This is a genomic window from Nocardia sp. PLKS1-43 (assembly GCF_059510335.1).
The window spans coordinates 1,145,673-1,168,890 of the sequence record NZ_JCAJZQ010000001.1 but is presented as its reverse complement, the minus strand read 5'-3'; the positions used below and the strand labels follow the sequence as shown (position 1 = coordinate 1,168,890).

General features: G+C 68.8%; 19 protein-coding genes. 3 read left to right on the top strand and 16 right to left on the bottom strand.

Going from position 1 to position 23,218, the window contains the following annotated elements; translation table 11 throughout:
* Window positions 1-397: 397 nt before the first annotated feature.
* The 7 genes from AC5WS7_RS05615 to AC5WS7_RS05585 form a co-directional block, all read right to left on the bottom strand.
* Entirely contained in the window at window positions 398-1,075 is a 678-nt protein-coding gene (locus AC5WS7_RS05615; RefSeq protein ID WP_495953234.1) for a response regulator, read from the bottom strand.
* A complete protein-coding gene (locus AC5WS7_RS05610) occupies window positions 1,072-2,400 on the bottom strand; it encodes a sensor histidine kinase (protein ID WP_495953750.1) in 1,329 nt (442 codons plus the stop codon). Before AC5WS7_RS05610 ends, AC5WS7_RS05615 begins: the two co-directional genes overlap by 4 nt.
* 77 nt (window positions 2,401-2,477) lie before the next feature.
* A complete protein-coding gene (locus AC5WS7_RS05605) occupies window positions 2,478-3,311 on the bottom strand; it encodes an ABC-2 transporter permease family protein (RefSeq protein WP_495953233.1) in 834 nt (277 codons plus the stop codon).
* The gene (locus AC5WS7_RS05600; protein ID WP_495953232.1) at window positions 3,308-4,243 is read right to left on the bottom strand and encodes an ABC transporter ATP-binding protein; all 936 of its coding nucleotides are present in this window, start codon (window positions 4,241-4,243) and stop codon (window positions 3,308-3,310) included. Before AC5WS7_RS05600 ends, AC5WS7_RS05605 begins: the two co-directional genes overlap by 4 nt.
* 145 nt (window positions 4,244-4,388) lie before the next feature.
* Entirely contained in the window at window positions 4,389-5,204 is an 816-nt protein-coding gene (locus AC5WS7_RS05595; protein WP_495953231.1) for an NADPH-dependent oxidoreductase, read from the bottom strand.
* A gap of 40 nt (window positions 5,205-5,244) precedes the next feature.
* Window positions 5,245-5,607 carry a hypothetical protein gene (locus tag AC5WS7_RS05590; RefSeq protein WP_495953230.1) on the bottom strand — a complete coding sequence of 121 codons (363 nt, stop codon included), beginning with the start codon at window positions 5,605-5,607 and terminating at the stop codon, window positions 5,245-5,247.
* Window positions 5,608-6,157: 550 nt separating this feature from the next.
* Window positions 6,158-6,685 carry a LysR family transcriptional regulator gene (locus tag AC5WS7_RS05585; RefSeq protein ID WP_495953229.1) on the bottom strand — a complete coding sequence of 176 codons (528 nt, stop codon included), beginning with the start codon at window positions 6,683-6,685 and terminating at the stop codon, window positions 6,158-6,160.
* A 74-nt stretch (window positions 6,686-6,759) separates the two neighbouring features.
* Here AC5WS7_RS05585 and AC5WS7_RS05580 point away from each other — a divergent pair, with 74 nt between their 5' ends.
* Window positions 6,760-7,515 carry an amino acid ABC transporter ATP-binding protein gene (locus AC5WS7_RS05580; protein WP_495953228.1) on the top strand — a complete coding sequence of 252 codons (756 nt, stop codon included), beginning with the start codon at window positions 6,760-6,762 and terminating at the stop codon, window positions 7,513-7,515.
* 150 nt (window positions 7,516-7,665) lie between these two features.
* On the opposite strand, the gene AC5WS7_RS05575 is transcribed toward AC5WS7_RS05580, so the two are convergent.
* From AC5WS7_RS05575 to AC5WS7_RS05565, 3 genes are all read right to left on the bottom strand, one after another.
* Window positions 7,666-8,550, bottom strand: coding sequence for an alpha/beta fold hydrolase (locus tag AC5WS7_RS05575; protein WP_495953227.1), 885 nt, complete (start codon window positions 8,548-8,550; stop codon window positions 7,666-7,668).
* Window positions 8,551-8,641: 91 nt separating this feature from the next.
* Window positions 8,642-10,624: a CocE/NonD family hydrolase gene (locus tag AC5WS7_RS05570; RefSeq protein ID WP_495953749.1), complete on the bottom strand. Its 1,983-nt coding sequence runs from the start codon at window positions 10,622-10,624 to the stop codon at window positions 8,642-8,644.
* Window positions 10,625-10,900: 276 nt separating this feature from the next.
* A complete protein-coding gene (locus tag AC5WS7_RS05565) occupies window positions 10,901-11,812 on the bottom strand; it encodes a LysR family transcriptional regulator (protein ID WP_495953226.1) in 912 nt (303 codons plus the stop codon).
* An 80-nt stretch (window positions 11,813-11,892) separates the two neighbouring features.
* On the opposite strand from AC5WS7_RS05565, the gene AC5WS7_RS05560 reads away from it, so the two are divergent.
* Window positions 11,893-13,143, top strand: coding sequence for an MFS transporter (locus AC5WS7_RS05560; protein WP_495953225.1), 1,251 nt, complete (start codon window positions 11,893-11,895; stop codon window positions 13,141-13,143).
* Window positions 13,144-13,237: 94 nt separating this feature from the next.
* Here AC5WS7_RS05560 and AC5WS7_RS05555 read toward each other — a convergent pair whose 3' ends face one another.
* From AC5WS7_RS05555 to AC5WS7_RS05530, 6 genes are all read right to left on the bottom strand, one after another.
* Entirely contained in the window at window positions 13,238-14,383 is a 1,146-nt protein-coding gene (locus AC5WS7_RS05555) for an alpha/beta hydrolase (RefSeq protein ID WP_495953224.1), read from the bottom strand.
* Window positions 14,384-14,635: 252 nt separating this feature from the next.
* The gene (locus AC5WS7_RS05550; RefSeq protein ID WP_495953223.1) at window positions 14,636-16,285 is read right to left on the bottom strand and encodes a hypothetical protein; all 1,650 of its coding nucleotides are present in this window, start codon (window positions 16,283-16,285) and stop codon (window positions 14,636-14,638) included.
* A 791-nt stretch (window positions 16,286-17,076) separates the two neighbouring features.
* Window positions 17,077-18,543, bottom strand: a complete 1,467-nt coding sequence (locus AC5WS7_RS05545; protein ID WP_495953222.1) for a dihydroorotase — start codon at window positions 18,541-18,543, stop codon at window positions 17,077-17,079.
* A 4-nt stretch (window positions 18,544-18,547) separates the two neighbouring features.
* Entirely contained in the window at window positions 18,548-19,918 is a 1,371-nt protein-coding gene (locus AC5WS7_RS05540) for an FAD-dependent oxidoreductase (protein ID WP_495953221.1), read from the bottom strand.
* A gap of 313 nt (window positions 19,919-20,231) precedes the next feature.
* The gene (locus tag AC5WS7_RS05535) at window positions 20,232-20,840 is read right to left on the bottom strand and encodes an aspartate/glutamate racemase family protein (RefSeq protein WP_495953220.1); all 609 of its coding nucleotides are present in this window, start codon (window positions 20,838-20,840) and stop codon (window positions 20,232-20,234) included.
* A gap of 26 nt (window positions 20,841-20,866) precedes the next feature.
* Complete coding sequence (locus tag AC5WS7_RS05530) at window positions 20,867-22,225, bottom strand: MmgE/PrpD family protein (protein WP_495953219.1); 1,359 nt, start codon at window positions 22,223-22,225, stop codon at window positions 20,867-20,869.
* A 211-nt stretch (window positions 22,226-22,436) separates the two neighbouring features.
* On the opposite strand from AC5WS7_RS05530, the gene AC5WS7_RS05525 reads away from it, so the two are divergent.
* Entirely contained in the window at window positions 22,437-23,204 is a 768-nt protein-coding gene (locus AC5WS7_RS05525; protein ID WP_495953218.1) for an IclR family transcriptional regulator, read from the top strand.
* The last annotated feature ends 14 nt before the right edge of the window (window positions 23,205-23,218 follow it).

Below are 23,218 nucleotides of genomic sequence, written 5' to 3'. Positions count from 1 at the left end.
CGATCGGCGAGTCGCGCCTGCCGCCGCCCACGTACGGTCGGTGGCCCGGTGGCGGACCGGACTCGCGCTCCTGTCGGATCCCCGGACGAGACTCCCCGCCACAGTGATCCGCCACGAACCCACGCGACGATCGGGCGCCGCCGACAAACTCGTTGCGCCGCACGAGAACTCCCACCGCCCGGCTACCCGTGACCGCCGGAGCACCGCGACCAGCCGAGCACCCGGTGGCAGGCTCGAGTGGATGCGAGCGTGGAATTCGCGTCGGCACATGGTGTGTCGCAGTCGGTTTCATCTCTCGGACGCACCGCCGTCGAAAGGATCGCGACCGGTACTCGCCCGCCCGCGGACGCCCGGTTCAGCGCCGGCAGCTCGCGGACCGCGTTGCCGCCGCGACGGGTCAGTTCGGCGAATTGGGTTGGGTCAGGCCGAGGTCGTAGGCGATGATCACCGCTTGGATGCGGTCGCGGGCGCCGAGTTTGGACAGGACTCGGCCGACGTGGGTCTTGACGGTCGATTCGGAGAGTACGAAGCGTTCGGCGATCTCGCCGTTGGTCCAGCCGTGGCCGATGGCGACCAGAATCTCGCGCTCGCGGTCGGTGAGGGACAGCCAGCGCGGGTCGTTTCCGCCCGGCGGTCCGGACGGGCCCGTGGGCAGATGCTGCGCGTAGGTGTCCAGCAGGCGGCGGGTGAGGGTCGGGGCGATCACCGCGTCCCCTCCGGCGACCGCGCGGATCCCGGCCAGGAGCTCCTCGGGATGCGCGTCCTTCAGCAGGAATCCGCTGGCCCCGGCACGCAGTGCGGCATAGGCGTATTCGTCGAGGTCGAAGGTGGTCATCACGAGGATGCGCGAACGTCCTCCGGCGGCCACGATACGGCGGGTGGCCTCGATGCCGTCCATACCGGGCATCCGGATGTCCATCAGCACGACATCGGGCCGCAGTTCGGCCGCGGCGCGCACGGCCTCGGCTCCGTGCGCGGCCTCGCCGACCACCTCGGTCTCGGGCGCGGCGTCCAGCAGCATGCGCAGTCCGTAGCGCTGCAACGGCTGGTCGTCGACGATCAGGACGGTGGTCACGGTTGTCCGCCTGCGGATTTCGGGATCGGGGCGTTATCGGTGAGGTCGAGAATAGCTTCCACCTTCCACCCGCCGCCGGAGGTGGGGCCCGCTGTTACGGTGCCGCCGTACAGGGCGGCGCGCTCGCGCATTCCGGCCAGGCCGTGTCCCTCGCCGGGCACTGCCGGTCCGGCGGCGGCGTCGCGGCGTCCGGTGTCGCGCACGCTGATCCGCAGGTGCGCGTCGTCCGCGCTGATCGTGACATCGGCCCGGCTGCCCGGACCGACATGTTTGAGCGTATTGGTCAGCGCCTCCTGCACGATGCGGTACGCCATCAGCTGCACGCCGCGATCGAGGCCGTCCAGTACGCCGCCGCTGTGATAGACGACCTCGGTTCCGGCCGCCCGCACCCGGGCGAACAACGTCTCGAGTTCGGTGATCCCGGGTTGCGGTTCAAGTTCGGGAGTCTCGGCGGGTTCGGTGCTTCGCTCACGCAGCACGCCGAGCATGCGCCGCAACTCGCCCAGCGCCTGCCGCCCGGCGTCACCGATGAGCAGCAGCGCTTCCCTGCCGCGCTCGGGATCGGTCTCGGCGGCGTAGGCGCCACCGTCGGCTACGGTGATGATGACCGACAGATTGTGCCCGATGATGTCGTGCATCTCCCGCGCCACCCGGGTGCGTTCGGTCGCGGCGGCCAGCCGGCTGCGCTGGTCGCGCTCGATTTCCAGCTGGGCGGCGCGCTCGCGCAGCGCGACCAGTTGCGCCCGGCGCGAGCGCACCACCAATCCCAGTGCGACGGCGGCGGTCACGGCACACAGCAGAAAGAACAGCACCTCCCAGCGCAGCGCACCACCCGCGACCCGGAATGCGACCGGCACCATGACCGCTGCGGCCGCGACGCACGACCACAGCAGCCGGTCCGGCCGGGCGCGCAACGCCACGCTGTACAGCGCGATCAGCAGGGCGGCATCGGCGCGCAGACCCGCGCCCAGTAACCACTGCACGAGGAATACCGCCGCGATCACCCCGAACGCGACCGTGGGCGCGCGCCTTCGCCACAGCAGTGGCAGCAGCAATCCGGCCTGAAGTAGCAGACCGATCGGCGCGGACAGCGGGGTGAGTACGACCTGCGGGTCGTGCGGGCCGCCGGAATGCGCGGGCCGCCACAGGTCCGGCCCGCCGAAGACCAGGAAGACCACCGCGGTCACGGCGGCGTCGAGAATCCACGGACGCGCCCGGTCCAGCCGCAGCAGCCGCTGCCGGAGCCGGGCGAAACGCTCGATCACCGGTGCGGCGAAGCCCGGCAACGACCGGATCGCGATCCCTGTTATGGCGTCGGTGCCCATCGGTGTCACCAGCCCATCGTGTCCGACGACCGACCGGATCGCGGCACCGGGACCACACCCGAGGCCGCGGTCCGCTCTCACGCGTCGGTGCGCGCCAGGCGGTACGCCGCCCCGGCCAGCGCGAGCACCGTCCAGCCGAGGAAGACCAGCAGCCCGGCCGTCGGCGACAACGAACTCGCGTCGTGATGCAGCGCGAACATCGCCTGCCCGGCGTTGCTGGGCAGATATGGGCCGACGTCGTTCTGCCAGCTGTGCGGCAGCAGCGAGACCAGGCTCGGGATCAGCAGCAGCACGCCGATCAGCACCGCGACGCTTCCGGCCACCGACCGCATCAGCACGCCGAGGGCCGCGCCGACGACACCGACGAGTGCGAGATACAGCCCGGCGCCGAAGAGGCTACGCAGCACGCCCGCCTCCGTGATCGATTGCGCCGCAGGGGTTCCGGAGACGATGGCGTGGTCGATCAGATAGGTGGCGAATGCGCCGGCCGTCCCGGCGACCAGTGCCACGGCCCCGAAAACGGCGGCCTTCGACCAGAGCACGGGCAGCCGGCGCGGCACCGCGGCGAGCGTGGAGCGGATCATTCCGGTCGAGTACTCACCCGCCACGATCAGCACACCCAGCACTCCCAGCGCCAGTTCCGCGAAATTGATCCCGAACAGGGACAGGCTCAGCGCGGTCGAGCCGGCCCACTGGGTGTCGAGGGTCTGCCCGGAGTGCACCTTGGAGTTGTACTGGACCGCGGCGATGACACCGAAGCCCACCAGGAACAACAGGCCGAGCGCGAGAGTGATCCAGGTGGAGCGCAGCGACCAGAGTTTCGTCCACTCCGAACGCAGGACCCGCGCCGCGGTCACCCGATAGGCGGGGCGAGTGGAGCGTGCGGGGGCCCGGGTGATGGTCGTGGTCATGCTGCCCTCCGGAGGGTCTCGATAGCGGTGTTGCCGTGGTATTCGACCGAATCCCGGGTCAGGTCCATGAACGCCTGTTCCAGCGAGACAGTCCGCGCGGTCAGCTCGTACAGTGCGATACCGTGTTCGGCGGCCGTGGATCCGATTGCGCGCGTGGACAATCCGCTCACCTGCAGGGTTTCCGAGCCGGATCGTCCGGTGATGCGCACACCCGGTGCGGCCAGCACCTCCCGCAACCGCACCGGATCAGCGCTCGCGACGGTGACGGTATCGCCGCCGGCCTGGCGGACCAGATCGGCCACGGTGGTGTCGGCGAGCAGTCTGCCGCGCCCGACGATGATGAGATGTTCCGCGACCAAGGCCATTTCGCTCATCAGATGGGAGGAGACGAAGACCGTGCGCCCCTCGGCGGCGAGTGCGGTGAGCAGGTTGCGGATCCACAGCACGCCTTCGGGATCCAGTCCGTTGACCGGCTCGTCGAGCATGATGGTCTCCGGATCGCCCAGCAGCGCCGCGGCGATGCCCAGCCGCTGCCCCATCCCGAGCGAGAAACCACCGGCGCGTTTTCCGGCCACCGCCTCCAGGCCGGTCAGCTCGATCACCTCGGTTACGCGCCGACGCGGTATTCCGTGCGTCTGCGCTTGTGCCAGTAGATGATTGAACGCCGACCGGCCCGGATGGATCGACCGAGCCTCCAGCAGAGCGCCGACCTCCTGCAGCGGCGCCGGATGTTCCGCGTAGCGGCGTCCGTTCACCGTGACCGTTCCCGTGCTCGGCGCGTCGAGTCCGACGATCATCCGCATCGTGGTGGATTTGCCCGCGCCGTTCGGCCCGAGGAATCCGGTCACCACCCCGGGGCGGACGGTGAAGTCCAGCCCGTCCACCGCCGTTTTCTCGCCGTATCTCTTCGTGAGCCGATGTGCCTCGATCATCACTCGCCCCTGTGTCCGCGCGGTCCGGCCGATCCGGCTCGCCTCCGTATCCCAAGCTAGGAGCGCGGGGGCGGCGATCGGTGGTACCGCGGCAGGAATTCTCCGCGAGCAGTGGTACCGCGGTACGACACGGGCAAGCGGCCCGCTACTGCGACGGCAGCCCCTGTCGGCGCAGATGCTCGCGCAGCCGGTCGCGGCCTTTCAGGCTGTCGCGATCGGCGAGCCGTCTCAGCACCGGCGTGATCCATCCGGCGGAACGGGAGTGTTCGGCGTTGTACTGCGCGAGACGCGCGTCGTAGTCGCCGATCAGGCTGTCGCCACCGTCGTCGTAGATCTCACGATGCAGCACGACCCGTTGTGGCAGACGGGGTTTGACACCGGCGGATTCGGCCGGATCGGGAACGCCCACCGCCAGGCCGAAAGTGGCGAACACCCGATCGGGCAGATGCAGCTCGGCGGCCACCGCATCCGGCGAGTTGCGGATGGCGCCCACGAATACCGTTCCCAGGCCGAGGGATTCGGCGGCGAGCACCGCGTTCTGCGCGGCGAGCGAGGCGTCGACGAAACCGAGGATGGTCGATTCGAGGTAATGCGTCGCATCAAGTGCAGCCTGCCGGGCCGCCGCGAGCCGCGCGGCGCGGCCCAGATCGGCCAGCCACACCAGGAACAGCGGGGCACGACGGATGAAGTCCTGATCACCCGCCAGCGTCGCGAGCCGGTCCCGCCGTGCCGGGTCGCGCACCGCGATCACGCTCCACGCCTGCAGATTCGACGATGTCGACGCGGACTGAGCCGCGGCCACGATCGCCGTCAACTCCTCCTCGCCCACGGGCGCGTCCAGGAAGGCGCGCACCGAACGGTGGGCCAGTTGCAGCTCGATGGTCGCGTTGGTCCTGGACAGGGCCGTGAATTCGGGATCGCGATAACGGCTGCTGACGGGGTGCGGGGTCGTGGCGGTCACCCGCACAGTGTGGCGTGGACGCAGGCGGCGTTGCCATTGTTCAGATCACCGTGCGTGGATTGGATCGCGCGCCGATGCGAGTGTCACGCGGGAATTCCGGAACGGCTTCGTCGCGCAGGCGCAGGGGCCGGCTGATCGTGCCGTCGGAGGTGTACAGGATGGCGTGGACGCTGGCGGCGGTGCGCCGGCCGGGGAGCGTATGGGTGTGGTCGGTGGGGTCGTGGACGAAGATGGTGCCGTTGTGATCGAACATGCGGTAGGCGTGTGCGCCGGAAGCGGCGCGGCGGTCCAGCCGGGAAACCAGTCGCCGCAGCCGCTGCAAGGGTGTGCGCGAACGCGCGGTGGGTTCGGGCGAGCCGTCGGTGCGCAGGGTGCCGTCGGTGCGCGGTCGGCGGCCGGCCATCGACGACCCTCCGCCGGCACGCAACGTCCGGTGCGTGACCAGCGGCCTGCCGTCGGTAGCCGGTGCCCTGCCGTCGCTACGCAATCGCCTCCCCTCGGCTCCCAGCCGAGTGTTGTCAGTACCCTGCGCTCCACCCTCGCTACCCGGCGTTCTGCTGCCGGTGCGTGCGGATGTGTCACGGAGAGTTGATGTTTCACCGGCGCGGACTCCGAAACGTTCGTTCCGTAGGAGCCTCGGCTCGGGGGCGGGCGGCGCCGGCGCCGGGGTTTCGTGACCTTCCGGCCCGGCGGGCGCCTTTGTCATGTCGGTCAGCTTGCCGACGGCGGTGAACAAGCGTGGGTCCGGGTTCGCGGATGGTTCATCGCGCAGGAGCGGGAACGAGCGCCCTCGCGTGGGCCGCCGCACCGACTCGGATGGTTCCCGCTCCACGCTCAAAGGACCGATGCCGCTTGGGTTTTCGTCGTCATTTCGCCGCTGTACCGGTGGTTGGCCGATGACCGGCCGCTCCGATGCCGTGAACCGGTCTCCCTTCGCGACGGAATCCTCCTCGTCATGGCTTCGATTCGCCTCCGGGGTGATTGGGGCCCCGAACCCCATCCGGAACGGTATGTCGAACTCTCAACAGCGGAATGCGTTGCAGCCGTGGGTCGGGCGGGTTCTGCGCATCGTCCAGATCACAGACCGCGGCCAGATCGACCTCACCGCTGAGCACCAGCCGATGCGAGATCGCGCACTCGGTCTGGGTGAGCACGACCTCGAGTTCGGGATGAGTACGACGCAACCTGCCCAGCGCAGCGGGAACCAGTCCGACACAACCGCTTTGGAAGGCGGACATGCGCACCTGTCCCCCGCCCGCCGACACCAGCGAGGCCAGCTCGTTCTGTGCGGTGCGCAGGGTGGCGAGCACCGTCTCGGCGTGGCGGGCCAGCGCCGCGCCCACGGGCGTGAGCCGCACCCGACGCCCGTATCGACTCGTAAGCGGCGCTCCCACAGCACGTTCCAGGGTGCGCATCTGGTAGCTGACCGCGGGCTGGGTGTAGCCGAGCGCATCCGCCGCGCCGGTGAAGGCTAAGCGCACCGATAAACAATTTCCACACAAAGGCGACGAAACCTTCATTGGACCTATGGTTCCCCGGTCGGCATGCTTTTCCCATGCCTGCCGATTCCGCATCACAGCCACTGCTCCGCCTCGCCGGAGTCGACAAATCGTTCGGAATGCACCAGGTGCTCCACGACATCGATCTCGAGGTGCGCGCCGGTGAAGTGGTCGTGCTGCTCGGCGCTTCCGGCTCCGGCAAATCGACGCTGATCCGCTGCGTCAACCGGCTGGAGACGATCGACTCCGGCGAGATACTCCTGGACGGCGTCCCGATGCCCCTGGAGGGACGCGAGCTGGCGCGGATGCGGGCGCAGGTGGGCATGGTGTTCCAGTCCTTCAACCTCTTCGGGCACAAGACGGTGCTGGACAACATCACCCTGGCCCCGGTGCGTGTGAGGGGCGTACCGGTTCGCCGGGCTCAGGAACGTGCGCACGAGTTGCTCGCCCGGGTCGGACTGGCCGACAAGGCGCAGTCCTATCCCGCACAACTGTCGGGAGGTCAGCAGCAGCGTGTCGCCATTGCCCGCGCACTGGCCATGGAACCGCGAGTACTGCTGTTCGACGAGCCGACATCGGCGCTGGACCCCGAGATGACCAACGAAGTCCTGGACGTGATGAGCGAACTGGCCGCGGAGGGTATGACGATGCTCGTGGTCACCCACGAGATGGGCTTCGCCAGCCGGGTCGCGGACCGGGTGGTCTTCCTCGACGCCGGGCGGATCGTGGAATCGGCTGCGCCGCAGGACTTCTTCGCCGGGCCGCGCACCGAGCGCGCCCGCGACTTCCTCTCCAAGATCCTCACGCACTGAACTCTCCACCCGCTCGGTCTAAACGCTGCCGACGAACAAGGACGACCCGCCGACGGTTGTGGTGAGTCGGCTGTGCTCGCAGTCGCGCGTTTCGCCCGGGCCGAGCCGTACGGGGCGATCAGCCGCGCGGCGCAGGACAGCCGTTGCGGCTCAGGCGAATTCACCGATGATTCCGGCCAGTTCGACCGGACGGTCCCCCTGTACCGAATGGCCCGCGCCCTCGACGGTGACCACCTGCGCGTCGGGTCTGCGGCGACGCAGCTCCGCGACGTCGGCGGCGTCGACAACCGGTGAGCGCGAACCTCGGACCAGCAGTAACGGCACCCGCAGCGCGGACACGTCGTCCCACAGACCGCTGAAGTCGAACCGGGCGCCGGCGGTCGGGCGCAGCCGGTCGTAACGCCACTCCCAGCGGCCGTCCGGACGCGGCCGCGCGTTGTGCAGCACACCGCGTCGCAGCGATGCCGCCGAGCGGCACGGATTGTGCGCGACGGTCCGCTCCAGGATCTCCTCGAAACTCTCGAAATCCTTGGGGCCGTTGACGAAAGCGGTGATCGCAGCGGTCTTGCCCGGTGCGTTCCCGGCACCGGGAGTGACGTCCACGAGCATCAGCCGGGACACCGTCTCCGGATGGCGGGCGGTGAGGCGCAGCGCCGCGAGGCCGCCGAGTGACATGCCGACGACGCTCGTCGCCGCCGGAGCCAGTGCCGCACGAGCCTCGGCGACCGCGTCGGCCAGCCGCTCCGGGGTGTAATCGTGGTCGGGCCACCAATCCGAATGTCCGTGCCCGGGCAGATCCACCGCCAGCAGCGGACGGTTCAGGGCCAGCGCCACGGTGTCCCAGGTGTGCGCGTTCTGCGCACCGCCGTGCAGCAGCACCAGTCCGGGCTCACCCTGTCCCCACTGCAGAGCGCTCAACTGCCGCCCCGACGCGAGCCGCGTGGTCCGGCGGCGCACCACGGGCGGCCCCGGCCACGGCAGGCCCGCCTCGGCCGCGTTCTCCTGGAACATCCCGAATTCGTCGTAGTCCGGCATATCGCCAGTATGCCAACGCCATTCAGCGCCGGCGCGGTCACGGCGCGGGCTGCGGCACCGGGGGCGGCCCGGCCTCGACTTGGGACCGTGGTCACGGGATCGGCGTGTTCGTGGGGAGGTTGACGAAGCTGGGGGTGGCGGGGTCCAGGTCGAGGTGTTGGGGGGCGAGTTGGGTGGCGTTCAACAGGGGACGCAGGGCGAGGGATTTGGGGAAGTTGCCGGCGAAGACATCGATGCGGAGGCGATGGCCCGGCTGCAGCACCGCGTCGGTGGGGATGACCGCGATGTCCAGCGGGGTGGGCTGTCCGGGCACGGTGGGGCGCAGGCTGTCGAGGGTGAGCAGGTTGTACGGCTGGGTGTAGTCGCCGTCGGGCGAGCGCAGGCTCTTGGCCTCGTCGGTCGCGCGCAGGGACGCGGTGAGCTGGCCGGTGGTCAGCACCGTGGAGGTGCCGTCCGGGGCGACGTCGTCGACGGTGACGTCCCAGTAGCCGTCGGTGGTGTCCTGCACGGTGTTCAGATGGATATTGATCGGTCCGGAGATCACCGTCTCCGAGGTTACCGGTGGGCTGGTGAAGGTCAGGCCGTTCGTCTCCGCGACGCGATTGTCCTTGGCGCACAGGTCGAGTACGGCGCTGATGCCCATCGAGCCCTGCGCGGCATCACGCGAGCACACGTTGGTCATGCCGGGCGCCACGGTCAGGCGGGCGGAGCCCGGTGCGGCCGGAACCAGCGAGCCGTCGTGCACGCTGCGCGGAGCGGTGCCGCTGCCCGCCGCCGACAGGTAGACCCGCCGGTACGCCATACCCGGTTCCGGGAACTGCGGGCTGCTCACCCAGCCACCGCCCTGCCGTCGCATCGTGACCGGACCGAACGAGGTGATGCCGTTGTCGACGCCTTTGAGCCAGTGATCGAACCACGCGCGCTGCAGGACGTCCAATGACGGTGGGCCGCCGGGCATTCCGGTGCCCGAGCCGGGATTCATGTGGTAGGTGTCGCCCATCAGGAACTGCTTGTCGCCCGCGGCCAGCGGGATGGAGTTGTAGATGTTCGCGGCGCTGCTGGCGAAGATGTCGTGCCATCCGTCGTAGACGAACGTCGGCACGGTGATTCGGTCCGGATGCCCCAGAACCCCTTGGCGGAACGGCGAATCGGAGCGCAGCAGGGTCCCCAGCGTCGGCGGGACGGCATCGATCGACGGCACGGTCAGGGCGGCGAGCAGGGCGTCGAACATGGTCAGCGGATCGGCCGTCCGGTCGGCCAGCCACTTCCAGTCGAAGGTTCCGGTCACCATGGACCGCAGGTCCGGCACGAGTTTGACCACGTCCACCAGCGACAGCCACAACGGCATGAACGTGGTGCCCAAGCCGCCGCCCGGGGCGACCACGTCGCGCACCAGATCGCTGCCCGGCTCGACCGGGAAGATCGCCCGCAGCGGCGCGGGCGCGTTCTCGGCCGCCTGCAACTGGTTGATGCCCGAATACGACATGCCACTCATGCCGATCTTGCCGGTCGACCACGGCTGACGGGCCGCCCAGTCGATCACCTCGCGGGTGTCCGATTGCTCACGCGCGCACAGGGTGTTCCAGTCTCCTTGGGAGAAGCCGGTTCCGCGCACATCGGCCACCACCACCGTGTAACCGCTGCGGATCAGGTTGCGGTCGACGCCGAACACCGTGATCGCGCCGCCGTTGACGGCGTGCACAAGATCGCCGAAGCCGCTGATCGGCGTGCCGGTCAGATCGATCGATCGGGCCAGTTCGACCGCCAGCGGCTGCAACTTGGGCACCGCCATCGCCGAATCGACCAGATTGGTCACGAGTTTCGTGTACGGCGTCATATTGACCACGGTCGGCAACGGATCGGACACGATACGGCCCGCCGCGTCCATGGGGCGATAGATATTGGCCTTCAACACCACTCCGTCGCTCATCCGGATCGGCACATCCCAGTCGATGTGCACGTCGGCGTAGCGCTGCGGCCCGCTTGCCGTGGCCGTCCACGCGGCCGGTCCCGTGGAAACCGGCGACGCGGATGCGGCCCGCAAACCCCAGGCCCCGCCCGCGACCAGTAGCATCACACAGGCCAGCACACCGGCCCGACCTGCCACCCCGCGACCGGAGGTCGAGCGAATTGCCCACCGCGACACCATTGTCTCCTCGTTCCCTCCCCGGCGCGCTGTCCAGGCAGCGGGGAGCGATCAACCTGAGATTTGCTCGAACCTAACCTCAGGTCCCCGATCCCCATACCCACCGCGCGACAATCGAGTCCATTCCCTGCCGTGCGTCGGCAATTTTGGTGTCACTCACAACGGCCACGGTCCCGCGGTTCCGTAAAATGCCCCGCCCGTCCCTCAGCCACGGTCGGCCGAGCCCTCGGCGTAGTCGCGGAACATCCGCACCGCCGGTGACAGCGGACGATCCGCGGACCAGACCAGACCGATCTCCCGGAAAGCCGGTGGCCGCAAAGGGATCTCGACCGTGCCCGGATTGGGCAGCGGTTCGGACTCCGGCAGGATCGCGACGCCGAGATGGGCGGCCACCATACCGCGCAACGTATCGGCCTCCTCGCCCTCGAACGAGACCCGAGGCGTACAGTTCGCCTGCGCGAACAGATCGTCGATGATCCGGCGCAGGCCGAAACCCGGCTTGAGCGAGACGAATTCCGATTCGGCGAGTTCGGTGAGCCCGACCCGGCCGCGCGCGGCCAGTGCGTGTCCGGCCGGAACCACGGCCACCAGTGGCTGTTTCGCGATCGCCGAGGTCTCGAAGCCGGGATCGTCGACCGGCAGCGGCGCGGTGAGGACCAGATCCGCCTCGCCCATGCTCAACCGCTGCAACAGATCCTCGCTCGCGCCCTGGACGAGGGTGAACCGGACGCCGGGATGGGCGGCGCGGAAGCCGGCCAGCAGTTCCGGGACGCGCACACCGCCCATGGTGTGCAGGAAGGCCAGCGAGACGTGGCCTCGCTCGGGATCGGCCTCCGCGAGCGCCGCCCGCAGGCCCAGGCGCAGCTCACCCGCCGCCCGGCGGGCGGATTCGGCCAGTTGCCGGCCCGCGTGGGTCAGCCGGACGCCCCGGCCGATGCGGCTGACCACCGGAGTCCCCAGATTGTCGGCCAGTTCGGTGAGCCAGCGGCTCGCGGTCGGTTGCGGGACGCCGATGAGCGCGGCCGCGCGAGTGAGGTTGCTCTCATCGACCAGGGCCTCGAGCAGCGCCAGGCGCGGCGCCAGGGTTATCAGGTTCGTGGTCAGTGCGTCGTCCATAGAAATGATCCACCAGTGGATGGTTGGGGGGATTTCTGCGTATTGGACGAATAATATGTCACTGCTTACGGTCAGTACACGTGACAAGTACGCCTACCCAGCCGACTGTTCTTCGCCACCCGCACGGCACCCCCGGCTTCCGCCGCATCACCCTCGCGCTGTTCGCGTCCGGGCTGGCGACTTTCACCACGCTCTACTGCGTGCAGGCGCTGCTGCCCGCGCTCAGTGCCCGCTTCGGGCTGACGCCGGCCGAGTCGAGCCTGGCCGTCTCGTTGGGGACCGCCGGGCTCGCGGTCGGCGTGATCCCGCTGACGGCGCTGTCCGGAGTGGTCGGGCGCACCTCGATGATGACCGCCTCCCTGTTCGCCGCCGCGGTGCTGGGGATCGCCCAGGCGTTCAGCCCGACGTTCGCGGTGCTGCTGATCCTGCGCGCGTTGCAGGGCCTGGCCCTGGCCGGGCTACAGGCCACCGCGATGTCCTACCTGGCCGAGGAGATCGACCGTCGCTCACTGGGTTTCGCGATGGGTCTGTACATCGCGGGCAACGGCATCGGCGGGATGGCGGGCCGGCTGATCGCGAGTTTCGTTCTGGACGTGTCGAATTGGCGCTGGGCACTGGCGGTGGTCGGCGTTCTGGCGCTGCTGTGCGCGGTGGTGTTCCGGATCAATATCGTGCCCTCGGCGAATTTCGTCCCGAGTCCGCCGCGCGTGCGGCATCTGGCCGGTGCGGTGGGCCGCTCCTTCACCGACTCCGGTCTGGTCCGCCTGTTCGCGTGCGGCTTCCTGCTGATGGGTTGCTTCGTGACGGTGTACAACTACCTCGGATTCCGGTTGCTGCGCCCGCCGTTCGCGCTGGCCCCGGTCATCGTCGGACTGATCTTCGTGGTGTATCTGGCCGGTTCGGTGTCCTCCACCGTCGCCGGCCGCCTGGTAGACGTCCTGGGCAGACCGCGCATGCTGCCGGTCACCGCGTTGCTCACCCTCGCCGGTATCGCACTGATGCTGCCCTCGAACATCGTGTTCGTCGTGGTCGGACTGGTCGTCACCACGGCCGGTTTCTTCGCCGCCCACTCGGTGGCCAGCGGCTGGGTCGGCCCGCGCGCCGCGACCCTCAACGTTCAGGGCCCGGCGGTGTACCTGTTCTGCTACTACCTCGGCTCGAGTGTCGGCGGGTCGCTGGGCGGCCTCGCGTACGGCTCCTTCGGCTGGCCGGGCGTGACCGCCTATGTCGGCGCGCTGGTGCTCGGCGTACTGATCCTGGCCTGCACGCTCCGCGAACTTGCCCCGGCTCGGCCTGGGAAGTTCGCGAATCCCGATGCGGGGCAACGGTAGCGGTGAGCGCGAACCTCCGGGCGGTAGCCGCGCGCCGACCACCTGTGCGCGACGACCGAACGCGGCGAACCGGCACCGATGCCCGGACATCCGGTCATCTGGTGCCCGGGCATCGCAGGGCCTGCGGACACAGATAGGTCGCGTTCTCGTGGGCGACGGTCGTGGCCTGTTTCATCAGCGGCTCGTCGGTAGCCGGCCGCAGATGGGTGCCGAGCCAGCCGAAGACCGTGGGGTACATGGCCTGCCACGTTCCCCAGTTGTGGCCGCCGTCCCGAAGGATCAGCGGGGCGGCGACGCGGGTTGGCGTCCGAGCCGCCTGGAACAGATCCCGAGCGTTGGCCGGACTGCTGGACGGGTCGTTCGTGCTGGTGGCCACCATCAGGGAGACGGGTGCGCCGCGGGCGGCCAGCTGCGTCGGATCGTTGGCGGCACGCAGCGCCGGGTCGTCGATGACGGCGGGATCACCGTGGAAGTCGTCGGGGCTCAGTGCGAGCCCGGTCGCGAACACCTTCGGATACTGCAACGGCAGCTTGGCCGCGCAGTAACCACCCGTGGAGTCGCCGGCCAGGGCCCACCCTCTCGCGTCGGCGCGAACCCGGAAGTGGCGGTGCATCATTCGCGGGACGTCGTGCGCGAGCCAGGTCGCGGTCTGGGCGCCGCCGGGCACGTTGATGCAGTCGGTGTTGCTGCCCGGATTGATGCGCGGCATGACCAATATCGAGGGCGGCAGCGTCCCGTCGCGCATCAGCGCGCCGAGCAGTTCGGGAGCGCGCCCGCCACGGACCCAGGCCTGCGGGCTGCCCGGCACACCGTGCAACAGCATGATCACCGGAAAGCGGCGGTCGCGGTAGGCGGTCTGGTCGTATTGCGGTGGCGTCCAGACCAATACCTCACCGGTGAGCCCGGATTCGGGGCCCTCGTAGTCGGTTTCGACAACCCGGTCGTCGAGATTCTTGAATACCACCGGCGCGTCCTCGGTGGTCTCGGCGGCGGTCACCGTCGGCATCTCGGTCCGGCCCAGCAGGTCGTTCCACGAGGTGTACAGGCCGTTGGCGTCGTTCACCCAGACCGCGACCGAAATCACCGCGGCGGCCTGACAACACACGATCATCGACAGCCGAGTCAGCCACCGCACCGCGCGGGGGCCGCGCAGCCGGTTCCATCCTGCCAGGGTTCCCCCGACCGCCACCGCCGCCGTGACGACGGCTGTGCAGAACAGCGCGTCACCGGTCAAACTCAACACCACAAGCCTCGCATCGATGCACTCGGGCTGCCCGGCCCAGCCGATGATCGTCGCATGCGGACAGCGGCCCGCATATTACCGCCCTCGATCGACGCTCGGACGCTCCGATCCACGGCCACCCGAATGCGATGCGCCCCAATGACCTCGAACACCGAACTCCCGTTACGGCGATCCGGGCGAGCCGTGCGGCCGCAGACCTGAACGCGGACCCGACGAGACGCACTCCGCCTCGGGACCCGTCGAGTCGGGTCAGGGCGCAGTCAAAGCCGTTGTGCCGCAGAGGTGTACGGCGATTCCCAGCGCGTCGAAGCACGCCGCCTTGGCCAGCAGGGCCTTGTCGGCGGTTTCGGCGTCGGGTGCGTAGACCACGTTCGCGTGATTCGCCTTGTGCCGGGCCATGAACTGGTCCCGGGTGATGCCGTGCAGCACCGCGTTCATGATCGGCCACTCGGGGTTGGTCGCGTTCTTGCGCCGCAGGCTCTCGTGCGTCGGAAGATCGACGACGGTTCCGCGTCCGATGTCCACATTGAGCCGGCCTTCGGCGAGATACACACGGGACCAGACGATTTCACCCGGTTTGGAGATGCCGTTGATCGTGGCGCCGCCCGCGGGGAAGAACATGGGTCCCTGCCGCCAGCCCTCGGCGTCCGCGTAACCGTTCGCGAAGTGCGACGGCGGCACCGAGCCGGAGATCTCGAGCACCCAGACGAACTGCCCGTCGTATTCCTCGCCCCATCGGATGTCGTGCAGGGTGGTGGCCGGGTCCAGGCCCATGGCCGTCCAGATCCGGTTGGTCACCAGCGAGTCGACCGCGACCCCCTCGTCCACCTCGTTGAAATTCGGCACCGCCCGGCCCTGCCACAACACTCGCTTCCCGTCGCGACTGCGCACCGGCGGACGCTGGACATTGTTCATCAGCCCTTCGACCAGGTCCGAGGCCGGGGCGAGATCCTTCAGGCCCTGCTGATATTGGATTCCGACGGCGTCGAGGCCGAAGTCGTCGGCGATCCGCAGTGCCGCGATGTACATCTTGTACTGCAGGTCCAGTTGATCCTGTGTGAGTTCGGTTCGCGGGTCCGTGCCGAGCTTGAAGGTCATCCCGGCGTCGAGCAGCCAGCGGCCGATCTCGGCGGCCTCCTCGTCGCTCACGGTGAGCATCTCCGCCCACAGCGCGCTCTGCGACAGCCGCTCCTTGTAGATGCCGATCCGGTTGAGCACCTCGTCGTCGAAGATGGCGTTGTACATACCCATACAACCCTCGTCGAAAATGCCGATGATGGCCTTGTCCCGCAACAGTTGCCGGGCCAGCGCGACGCCGAGATCGCGTTCGGGGCTGTCCGGTAGTTCCGGCAGCGGGTGCACGTGCGACGCGTCGTGCACGATCTTCCCGGTCTCGAGCCAACTGCGGATGCCGTCGCGGAACCACTCGTCGGTCCCGTCCACCGTCCAGATGGTCGAATACGGTTTGCCCATCTTGGTCAGCCCCGCATTCAGATTCAGCAATCCGACCAGCCCCGGCCACTTACCCGCGAAATTGGCCACCGTCAGGATCGGCCCCTCGTGCGTGCGCAACCCCGCCAGCACATGGTGGCTGTACTGCCACACCGCCTCGGCCACGACCAGCGGCGCATCGGCCGGAATCGTGGCGAACACGTCCAGCCCCATCCGCTGACTGCTGATGAACCCATGACCGGTGTCCGGATCGATATCGTTGCCGCGCACCACATTCCAGCCGAACTCCGCGAACGCGTCGCGCACGATCCGCTCCAGCTCGACCTGCGTGGGCCACCCCATCTCGTTCGCCGCCGGCCGCAGATCTCCACTCGCGATCAGATACGCCGTTCCAGCCGGAGCCGACTCGAGAGCCTCGGCGACCGGGAAAGTGTACGAACTACTCACACGAACTCCTCTGCGGATCGAGCACGCCGACGCGAACACCGACGCCGAGAACTACAGTCGCTGTGACACAAGGCACACTCTCAGATATCGGTTGGCGTCGCAATACCGCTGCCCGGGAACGCCGGCCCGCGTCATCCTCACCCACCGCAACCAGTCATGGGAGCGGTCTGCGTCGCGAACGAGCATCGACCCCGAAACCACACGCCCGCAAGTACTTCGAGCGTAGGCGCGGCCCGAACGGTCGGCCGATGGCACTCGCGCGACCTATCCATCCCGCACGCGCGCAGGCTCCCGTGCGATACGCGAATTCCGCAGCGGCGCTTCGGCATCCGAAGACACAGCGACACCGACCGCCTCGGTTCAATCGCTATCGGCGTTTGTTGCCGAGGGACGAGTGCGCAATCACTGTCCGCGCGCCCAGCACATCGGATTCCCGCCCGCACCACGAAACGTATCGAACAATATGGCTCGACATCCACGAACCTTCGGGACGTATCCGACCGACACCCGAGAACATTCCGAGCCCCGAATTCCGTCCACACCCGGGATCGCGCGAACGGCAGCAACTCGTGCCCAATAGCCGATCCACCTCTCGGAAAGGAAGCCTCAGCAGGCGCTGCCACAGCGTCGCGGCGCGTCGAGTTCGCCGACGCGAGGGCCTACCTTCGCGCGGACTCGTCGGTGCCGCGGCACGACGTCAGCAGCAATCCGTCGTCGCACACGAGACGCCGGCGAATCCGCCGCCCCGGCCCGGACGTCCCCTCACGAACGTCCGGACCCGGGGCACCACATCACCGAGAAGCCGGACGGCGCACGTAACGCCCGGTAGGCAGGCCGATCACCTTGCCGTCGGCGAAGATTCGCGCGCCGCGCAGGAAGGTGTCGGTGACCGTGGAGCCGACCTCGAGGCCGCGGAACGGGCTGTATTCCTGGGTGGATTCGGAATCTTCGGGCCGTACGGTCCAGGAGCGGGCCGGGTCGACCAGGGCGATGTCCGCGTCGAAGCCGGGCGCGATATCGCCCTTGGTGTGCAGGCCGTAGCGCTGCGCCGGATTCCACGCGGTCAGTTCGGCTACCTGTCGCATCGACAGACCGCGCTTGCTGCCCTCGCCGACGAGACCGGCCAGCAGGTATTCCGCACCGCCGAATCCGGACTTGGCCTCGAAGATGTCGGCCGGGTCGTCGCCGAACTTGGTGGCCTCCTTGCAGCATGCGTGGTCGGAGACCACCCAGCTGATGTCACCGGCGAGCAGATGCTCCCACAGCGCCTCGACGTCATCGCGCGGCCGCAGCGGCGGGTTGACCTTGCCGCCGATACCGTCCGCGGTGGTGATGTCGGTGAGCAGGTGCCCGATTGTGACCTCGCGCCGGAAGTCCACGTGCGGAAAGGTTTTCGCCATCAGCATGGCCGCCTCGAGCGCCTTGGCCGAGGACAGGTGCAGCAGGTTGATATTCGGCAGCCGCGTCTCATGCGCCAGATAGGAGGCGATGGTGACCGCGAGCCCCTCCGAATGCGGCGGCCGCGACGCGCTGTACGCCTCGAGCCCGGACAGCTTGCCCTCCCCCTGCACGATCTTCGTGTACGCGGTCATGATCTCGGCCGTCTCGCAGTGCAGCGACAACGAGATCGAATCCGCGATCTCCGGGAAACGCTCGCGCGCGGCCTGTACCCCGCGCATGACGAATTCGAAGTGCGCGATGTCGTAGCGTTCGCCCTCGGGAATCATCAGGAACGAGTTCTGGTCGTTGGACGCGCCGTGCAGGCCGTGGCTGCCGTAGAACATGAAGATCTTGAACGAGCTCACGCCGTGCTCGGTGATCAGCTCCGGGATCTCCGCGATATGCGAGGACTGCATGGGCGCGAGGTGAAAGGCGTAGTCCACGAAGGACTTTCCCTCGGATGCGGCCAGCACCTCGGGGAACACCTCCGAATAGTTCCCACCGCGATTGAGGTAGTACTGCCCGGTCCGCATGTAGATCAGCGAGGTGGTGACACCGCCCTGCGCACACGCACGGCTCTCGGTCCGGGTGTCCTCGTCGAGCGGGTTGTAGATGCCCCAGTGCTGGTGGGCGTCGACCACGCCGGGAAAGGCCAGCTTGCCGCCGCCGTCCACGACCTCGCGGGCCGAGGAGGTATCGAGGTCCGGCCCGACTTCGGTGACCTTTCCGTCGCTCACCGCGATATCCGCGAGCGGGGTCTCGTCTACCCCGGGGCGGACCACGCGCACATTGCGGATGATCAGGTCGTGGTTGGTCATGGGGTTACCTTTCACTAGGGAATTCGGCCACCGAGTGCGTGGCCGCGAGGTAGGCGAGGCCCAGCGCGGGCAGCAGCCCGTTACCGGCCAGATATCCGGCCGCGCCGTGGCCGGAGATGCCGACGGCCGCGCCACCGGAGGCGTACAGGCCTGGAATCGGATCAGAATTCGTATCGAGCACGCGAGCGTGCCGGTCGACCACGAGTCCACCCTGAGTGTGGAACAGCGCGGGCAGGATTCGCACCGCGTACAGCGGGCCACTCAGCGGCTGTTCGAATCTGGTGCGGCCGAACCGGTCTCGCGGTGAGTCACCGCGGGCGACCGCGGACGCCTCGACGAGTTCGGCGGCGAGGGCTTCCGCGGGAACGCCGATACTGCTCGCGAGCTGGGCGACCGACTCACCGTGCCGCACGGCGCCACTGTTCACGACATCGACGTAGCCGCCGAAAGCCATTGTGGCACTGTTGATTCGCTCGTCGTAGATCAGCCAGCCGGATGCGCCCGGCTGTCCGGCGAGCACCGCGGCGTACTCGGAGTAGCCGGCCGATTCGTCACCGAATCGGCGGCCCTCGGCCGTGACGACGAAACCGCCGTGCATCACCACGGTCCAGGTGACCAGTGTGCGCGCCTCGGCCGAGAGTCCGGCGTGGCCCTGGTAGGCGTCCAGATACGAGACAGCAGCGCCGAAATCCGCGCCGATGCGCAGCGCGTCTCCGGTGGAGTACTCGCTGCCGTGGTATTCGGCCTCGGCGATCTCGGGCAGATGTTCGGCGACCAGCTGCCGGTTCGCGCCATAACCGTTGGTGGCCAACAGAAGTGCGCAGGTGGAGATCTCCTCCTCGCGGCCGTCCGGATAGGTCACCGTGACGCGTAGACCTTCCTCGGTGCGTCGTGCTGCGGTGACCCGGCCGGGAATCAGCGTGTCGATCAGCGACTCCTGGGCCACCGCGTCGGCGAGGTGGCGCAGCATTCGCGAACCGTGCCGTCCGGGAATGGAGTGCACCCGCTGCGCGCTATGGCCCGGATAGTCGAAGTCCGTCGGCAGTTCGATCGGCAGCCCGACGTGGTCGCCCAGCCATTCGACCAGTTCGGCACTCACACCGGTCAGCGCTTCGGCGACCGGTTTCGCGAAGTCGCCGTGCGTCTTCGCCGCGATGTCGCCGAGGAACTTGTCCGGCGAGTCCTCGATTCCGGCGGCACGCTGCCAGTGCGAGCCCGCACCCGGAATCATCGCGGTGGACATCGAGGTGTTGTTGCCGCGCAGGTAATGCTCGTTGGCCTCCACGACGAGCACCCGCGCACCCAACTGCGCCGCCCGCAATGCCCCGGCGAGCCCACCGCCCGCCCCGGCCACGACCAGATCGACGTCGCTCATACCGCCCCCGCCGCTGCCTGAATGCCGGCGCGCACGGACACGCCCCACCGCCTGCTCACGATGTACCGAGCAGGTGGGGGTCCCATCGGCTCAGTTCTAGTTATCCGGCCCCGACCACTTATGGTGCGGCCCGATCCAGCATGCGAGGCAACACTCCACTGCCGACCCCGACCACTCATGGCGCAGCCTGACCCAGCATGCGAGGGAACACTCACCCGCCGCTTCCAGTCCTCACCACTCGTGCGGTAACCCGTCCCCGCATGCGACGGAGCGTCTGTAACAGCACTCCCCTGCCGCTTCCAGCCCTGACCGCTCATGCGGTTTCCGCCAGGAGGCGCAGGGCATCGGCGACCGGGTCGACGACGAGCGGGCCGCCCGCGGTGTGCTCGACCTCGACCGCGGAGCAGCCGTTGATCACGGCTGTCGCACCCTGGGCCGACAGATCGTCCAGCGCGGAGCGCATCGCGGCGTTCCAGCGTGCGCCGTCGGCGACCGCGCTCAGATCCAGATCCAGCACCGCGACGCCGAGGAATGCTTCCTCGCAACCATATTCGCGTACCTTGCGGGTCAACTCGTCGGCGATCACCTGATTGCGGGTGACCGCGCCGACCCGGTGCCCGTCGGCGACGAGCCGCTCCACGACCACCTGCAACATGCCCCGCTCCCCCGCGGGCACGCCCGGATCCAGCACGCAGTCCGGCATCCGGAAGTCGTAGCCCTCGGCGGTGGCGAATGCGGCCGCGACGGCTTGTTCCGAGGCGTGCAGGTCGGCGGTGCTGGCCAGTTGGGCGGGCGCCGCCGGTCCGGCGTCCACGAGTTCCACGGTGATTCCGTTCGGCGCCAGCTCGTTGTAGCGGCGGCGTCGGCGGTCCAGTTCCTCCGGGTCGACGTGGATCGGCGTCACCGAGAAGATGCGGCGCATCAGGACTCCTTCGTGCGATGGAACGGTCATGCGGCGAGCGGGGCGAGCAGTGCGCGGGCGCCGGGGGCGGCGGTCATCCCGTCCACCACCGCGCCGATCGTGCGCACCGCGGTCTGGTCGAGCAGCCCGGTGAACAGCGCGGCCAGGCGGTCGCGGTCGAAGGGCTGGAAGTCGGTGTCGCCGATCGGATTTGCGACCTCGGCGGTATGTGTGCGCCCGTCGGCGAGGCGCACCGAGATCCGGGCGGCGCGGTTGTCGGGGAGTTTCGCGGTGAGCTCGGGGATCTCGCTGATCCGTACTCCGGCAGCGACTTTCGCGATCTCGGGGGCGTCGTCCGGGAGCAGTGCGGTATAGCGGGGCGTGACTTCGCCGTACAACAGCGCGGTGGCCGCGACGAACGGCACCGAGAACATCGCGGACAACTGGTTGTGCCAGGTCGTCCGATCGAGTCCGGCGGCGAGTGCGTGGGTCTGCACGTCGATTCCGACTGTCGCGGTGGCTATTTCGGCGGCCTCGGGCTGCGTGCCGAACAGCGCGGCACGGGCGTCGATCAGCAGGTCCGCCACGGGATGGGTGTACGAGCACGACGAATGCTGCTTGAAGTAGTTGCCGGTGATGTCGAAGCGGGTGCCCAGCTCCCAGCTCAGTTCCTCGGGCGCGAAACTGCCGAGCAGCTCACCCAGTGAGCGGGCCGCGGTTCCGGTGTTGCGTGCCGAACCGGCCAGGGCGAGGCGGGCCGCGGCGATCCCGGACGCGTTGGCCGCACCCAGCCAGGCATCGCGCACCGGATTGCCGTCCAGCGCCGAATCGAAATGCCCGGCCACCGGCAACCCTGAACCGGCGTCGATGGCCGCGGCGGTGCGTTCGGCGTCCAGGCCCAGCAGTCGGGCGCACCCCGCCGCGGCACCGGCTACACCCCAGTTGCCGTGCGGGTGCGCACCGCGACGCAGCGACGTCGCGCGACCGAATCGCGCGGCCACCTCGTAGCCGGCCAGCAGCGAGGCGGCCAGGTCCGGGCCGGGCACATCGAGTTGGGCGGCCAGTGCGACAACGGCCGGGAACACGTGCGCCGCCGGATGCCCCTTGGCGTACTTGTTGCCCTCGTCCAGCTCCAGGCAGACCGTCGCGGGACCGTTGAGCCAGGCCGCGGTGACCGGGTCGGCCAGCACGGCGCCCCCGACGACCGGGCTGTGTCCGGGCGGCGCGGGCCAGGCCGCCCGCAGCGCGCGCTGACCTTCGGTTCGCGCGCCCACCGCGTTCGCGGCCAGCACGTCGAACAGCACCGTGCCCAATCGCTCGGCCACAGGTTCGGGCACATCGCTCCAGCGCAGCCCGGACACCCAGCTTCCCAGTGCCGTAACGGATTCGGTAACCGAACAGGTCATCCGCGACCTTCACCGCCTTCCAGAATTTCGGCCGTACCGCTCAGCGGACCGCCGCATATGCCTTCGATCCTGACACTTAGCGTGACTAAACGTCAACCATCAGCAGCAAACGTAAATATCCACACTTGACAGCAGTGGCCCACCTGATGCTTTGCTGGTAAGCGACAACGTTCAACCCGTTCCGCTGAACGGTACGACTTCCGGGAGAGTCATGACCGAGCCCACGCCGGGCACCGAGGCCGCCGCACGCGTCGCCGATGTGCTGCTGCTGTTCACCGACGGGCCGTCCCGGCTCGGGGTCAGCGCGATCGCCCGCGAGCTGGGTCTGAGCAAGGCGGTCGTTCACCGCATCCTGCAGTCGCTGGCCACTCGCGGCATGGTCGCGCTGGATCCCGACAGCAGGCAGTACCGGCTCGGCCCGGCGGCCACCGCCCTGGGCGCCCGCGCGTTCCGCGATTCGGATCTGCGCGCGAGCGCCCTGGATCTGCTGCGTGCGCTGCGCGACGAAACCGGCGAGACCGCGACCCTGACCGCGCTGGTTCCCGACGGCCGGATCTACCTCGATCAGGTCGAGGGCACCCACGAGATCAAGATGACCGTCGAGCTGGGCCGTCGTTTCCCGCTGCACGCGGGCAGTTCCGGCAAGTGCATGCTCGCGTTCCTGCCCGAGGACACCCGGCGACGGGCCCTGGCCGGGCCGCTCGCCGCGCTGACGCCCAGCACCGTGACCGATCCGCAATCGCTCGCCGCCGAACTCGACGAGGTGCGCGAACGCGGTTTCGCGCAGTCCGGCGGCGAGCGCCAGCCCGACGCGGGTTCGGTGGCCGCACCGGTTTTCGGCATCACCGGCGAGGTGATCGGTTCGATCTCGGTGTGCGGTCCGCGCTACCGGGTCACCGAGGAATTCGTGGAGAAGATCGCGCCGCGCGTGCTGGACACCGCCGCGCGCATCTCCCGCCGAATGGGCCATCGCGGCTGAAAGTGCCTCTGTAC

Excerpts from the sequence above, each read along its gene's own strand:
- AC5WS7_RS05610 (WP_495953750.1), bottom strand. The coding sequence starts at position 2,400 with ATGGGCACCGACGCCATAACAGGGATCGCGATCCGGTCGTTGCCGGGC.
- AC5WS7_RS05605 (WP_495953233.1), bottom strand. The coding sequence starts at position 3,311 with ATGACCACGACCATCACCCGGGCCCCCGCACGCTCCACTCGCCCCGCC.
- AC5WS7_RS05600 (WP_495953232.1), bottom strand. The coding sequence starts at position 4,243 with ATGATCGAGGCACATCGGCTCACGAAGAGATACGGCGAGAAAACGGCG.
- AC5WS7_RS05590 (WP_495953230.1), bottom strand. The coding sequence starts at position 5,607 with ATGGCCGGCCGCCGACCGCGCACCGACGGCACCCTGCGCACCGACGGC.
- AC5WS7_RS05580 (WP_495953228.1), top strand. The coding sequence starts at position 6,760 with ATGCCTGCCGATTCCGCATCACAGCCACTGCTCCGCCTCGCCGGAGTC.
- AC5WS7_RS05575 (WP_495953227.1), bottom strand. The coding sequence starts at position 8,550 with ATGCCGGACTACGACGAATTCGGGATGTTCCAGGAGAACGCGGCCGAG.
- AC5WS7_RS05570 (WP_495953749.1), bottom strand. The coding sequence starts at position 10,624 with ATGCTACTGGTCGCGGGCGGGGCCTGGGGTTTGCGGGCCGCATCCGCG.
- AC5WS7_RS05565 (WP_495953226.1), bottom strand. The coding sequence starts at position 11,812 with ATGGACGACGCACTGACCACGAACCTGATAACCCTGGCGCCGCGCCTG.
- AC5WS7_RS05545 (WP_495953222.1), bottom strand. The coding sequence starts at position 18,543 with ATGACCAACCACGACCTGATCATCCGCAATGTGCGCGTGGTCCGCCCC.
- AC5WS7_RS05540 (WP_495953221.1), bottom strand. The coding sequence starts at position 19,918 with ATGAGCGACGTCGATCTGGTCGTGGCCGGGGCGGGCGGTGGGCTCGCC.
- AC5WS7_RS05535 (WP_495953220.1), bottom strand. The coding sequence starts at position 20,840 with ATGCGCCGCATCTTCTCGGTGACGCCGATCCACGTCGACCCGGAGGAA.
- AC5WS7_RS05530 (WP_495953219.1), bottom strand. The coding sequence starts at position 22,225 with ATGACCTGTTCGGTTACCGAATCCGTTACGGCACTGGGAAGCTGGGTG.
- AC5WS7_RS05525 (WP_495953218.1), top strand. The coding sequence starts at position 22,437 with ATGACCGAGCCCACGCCGGGCACCGAGGCCGCCGCACGCGTCGCCGAT.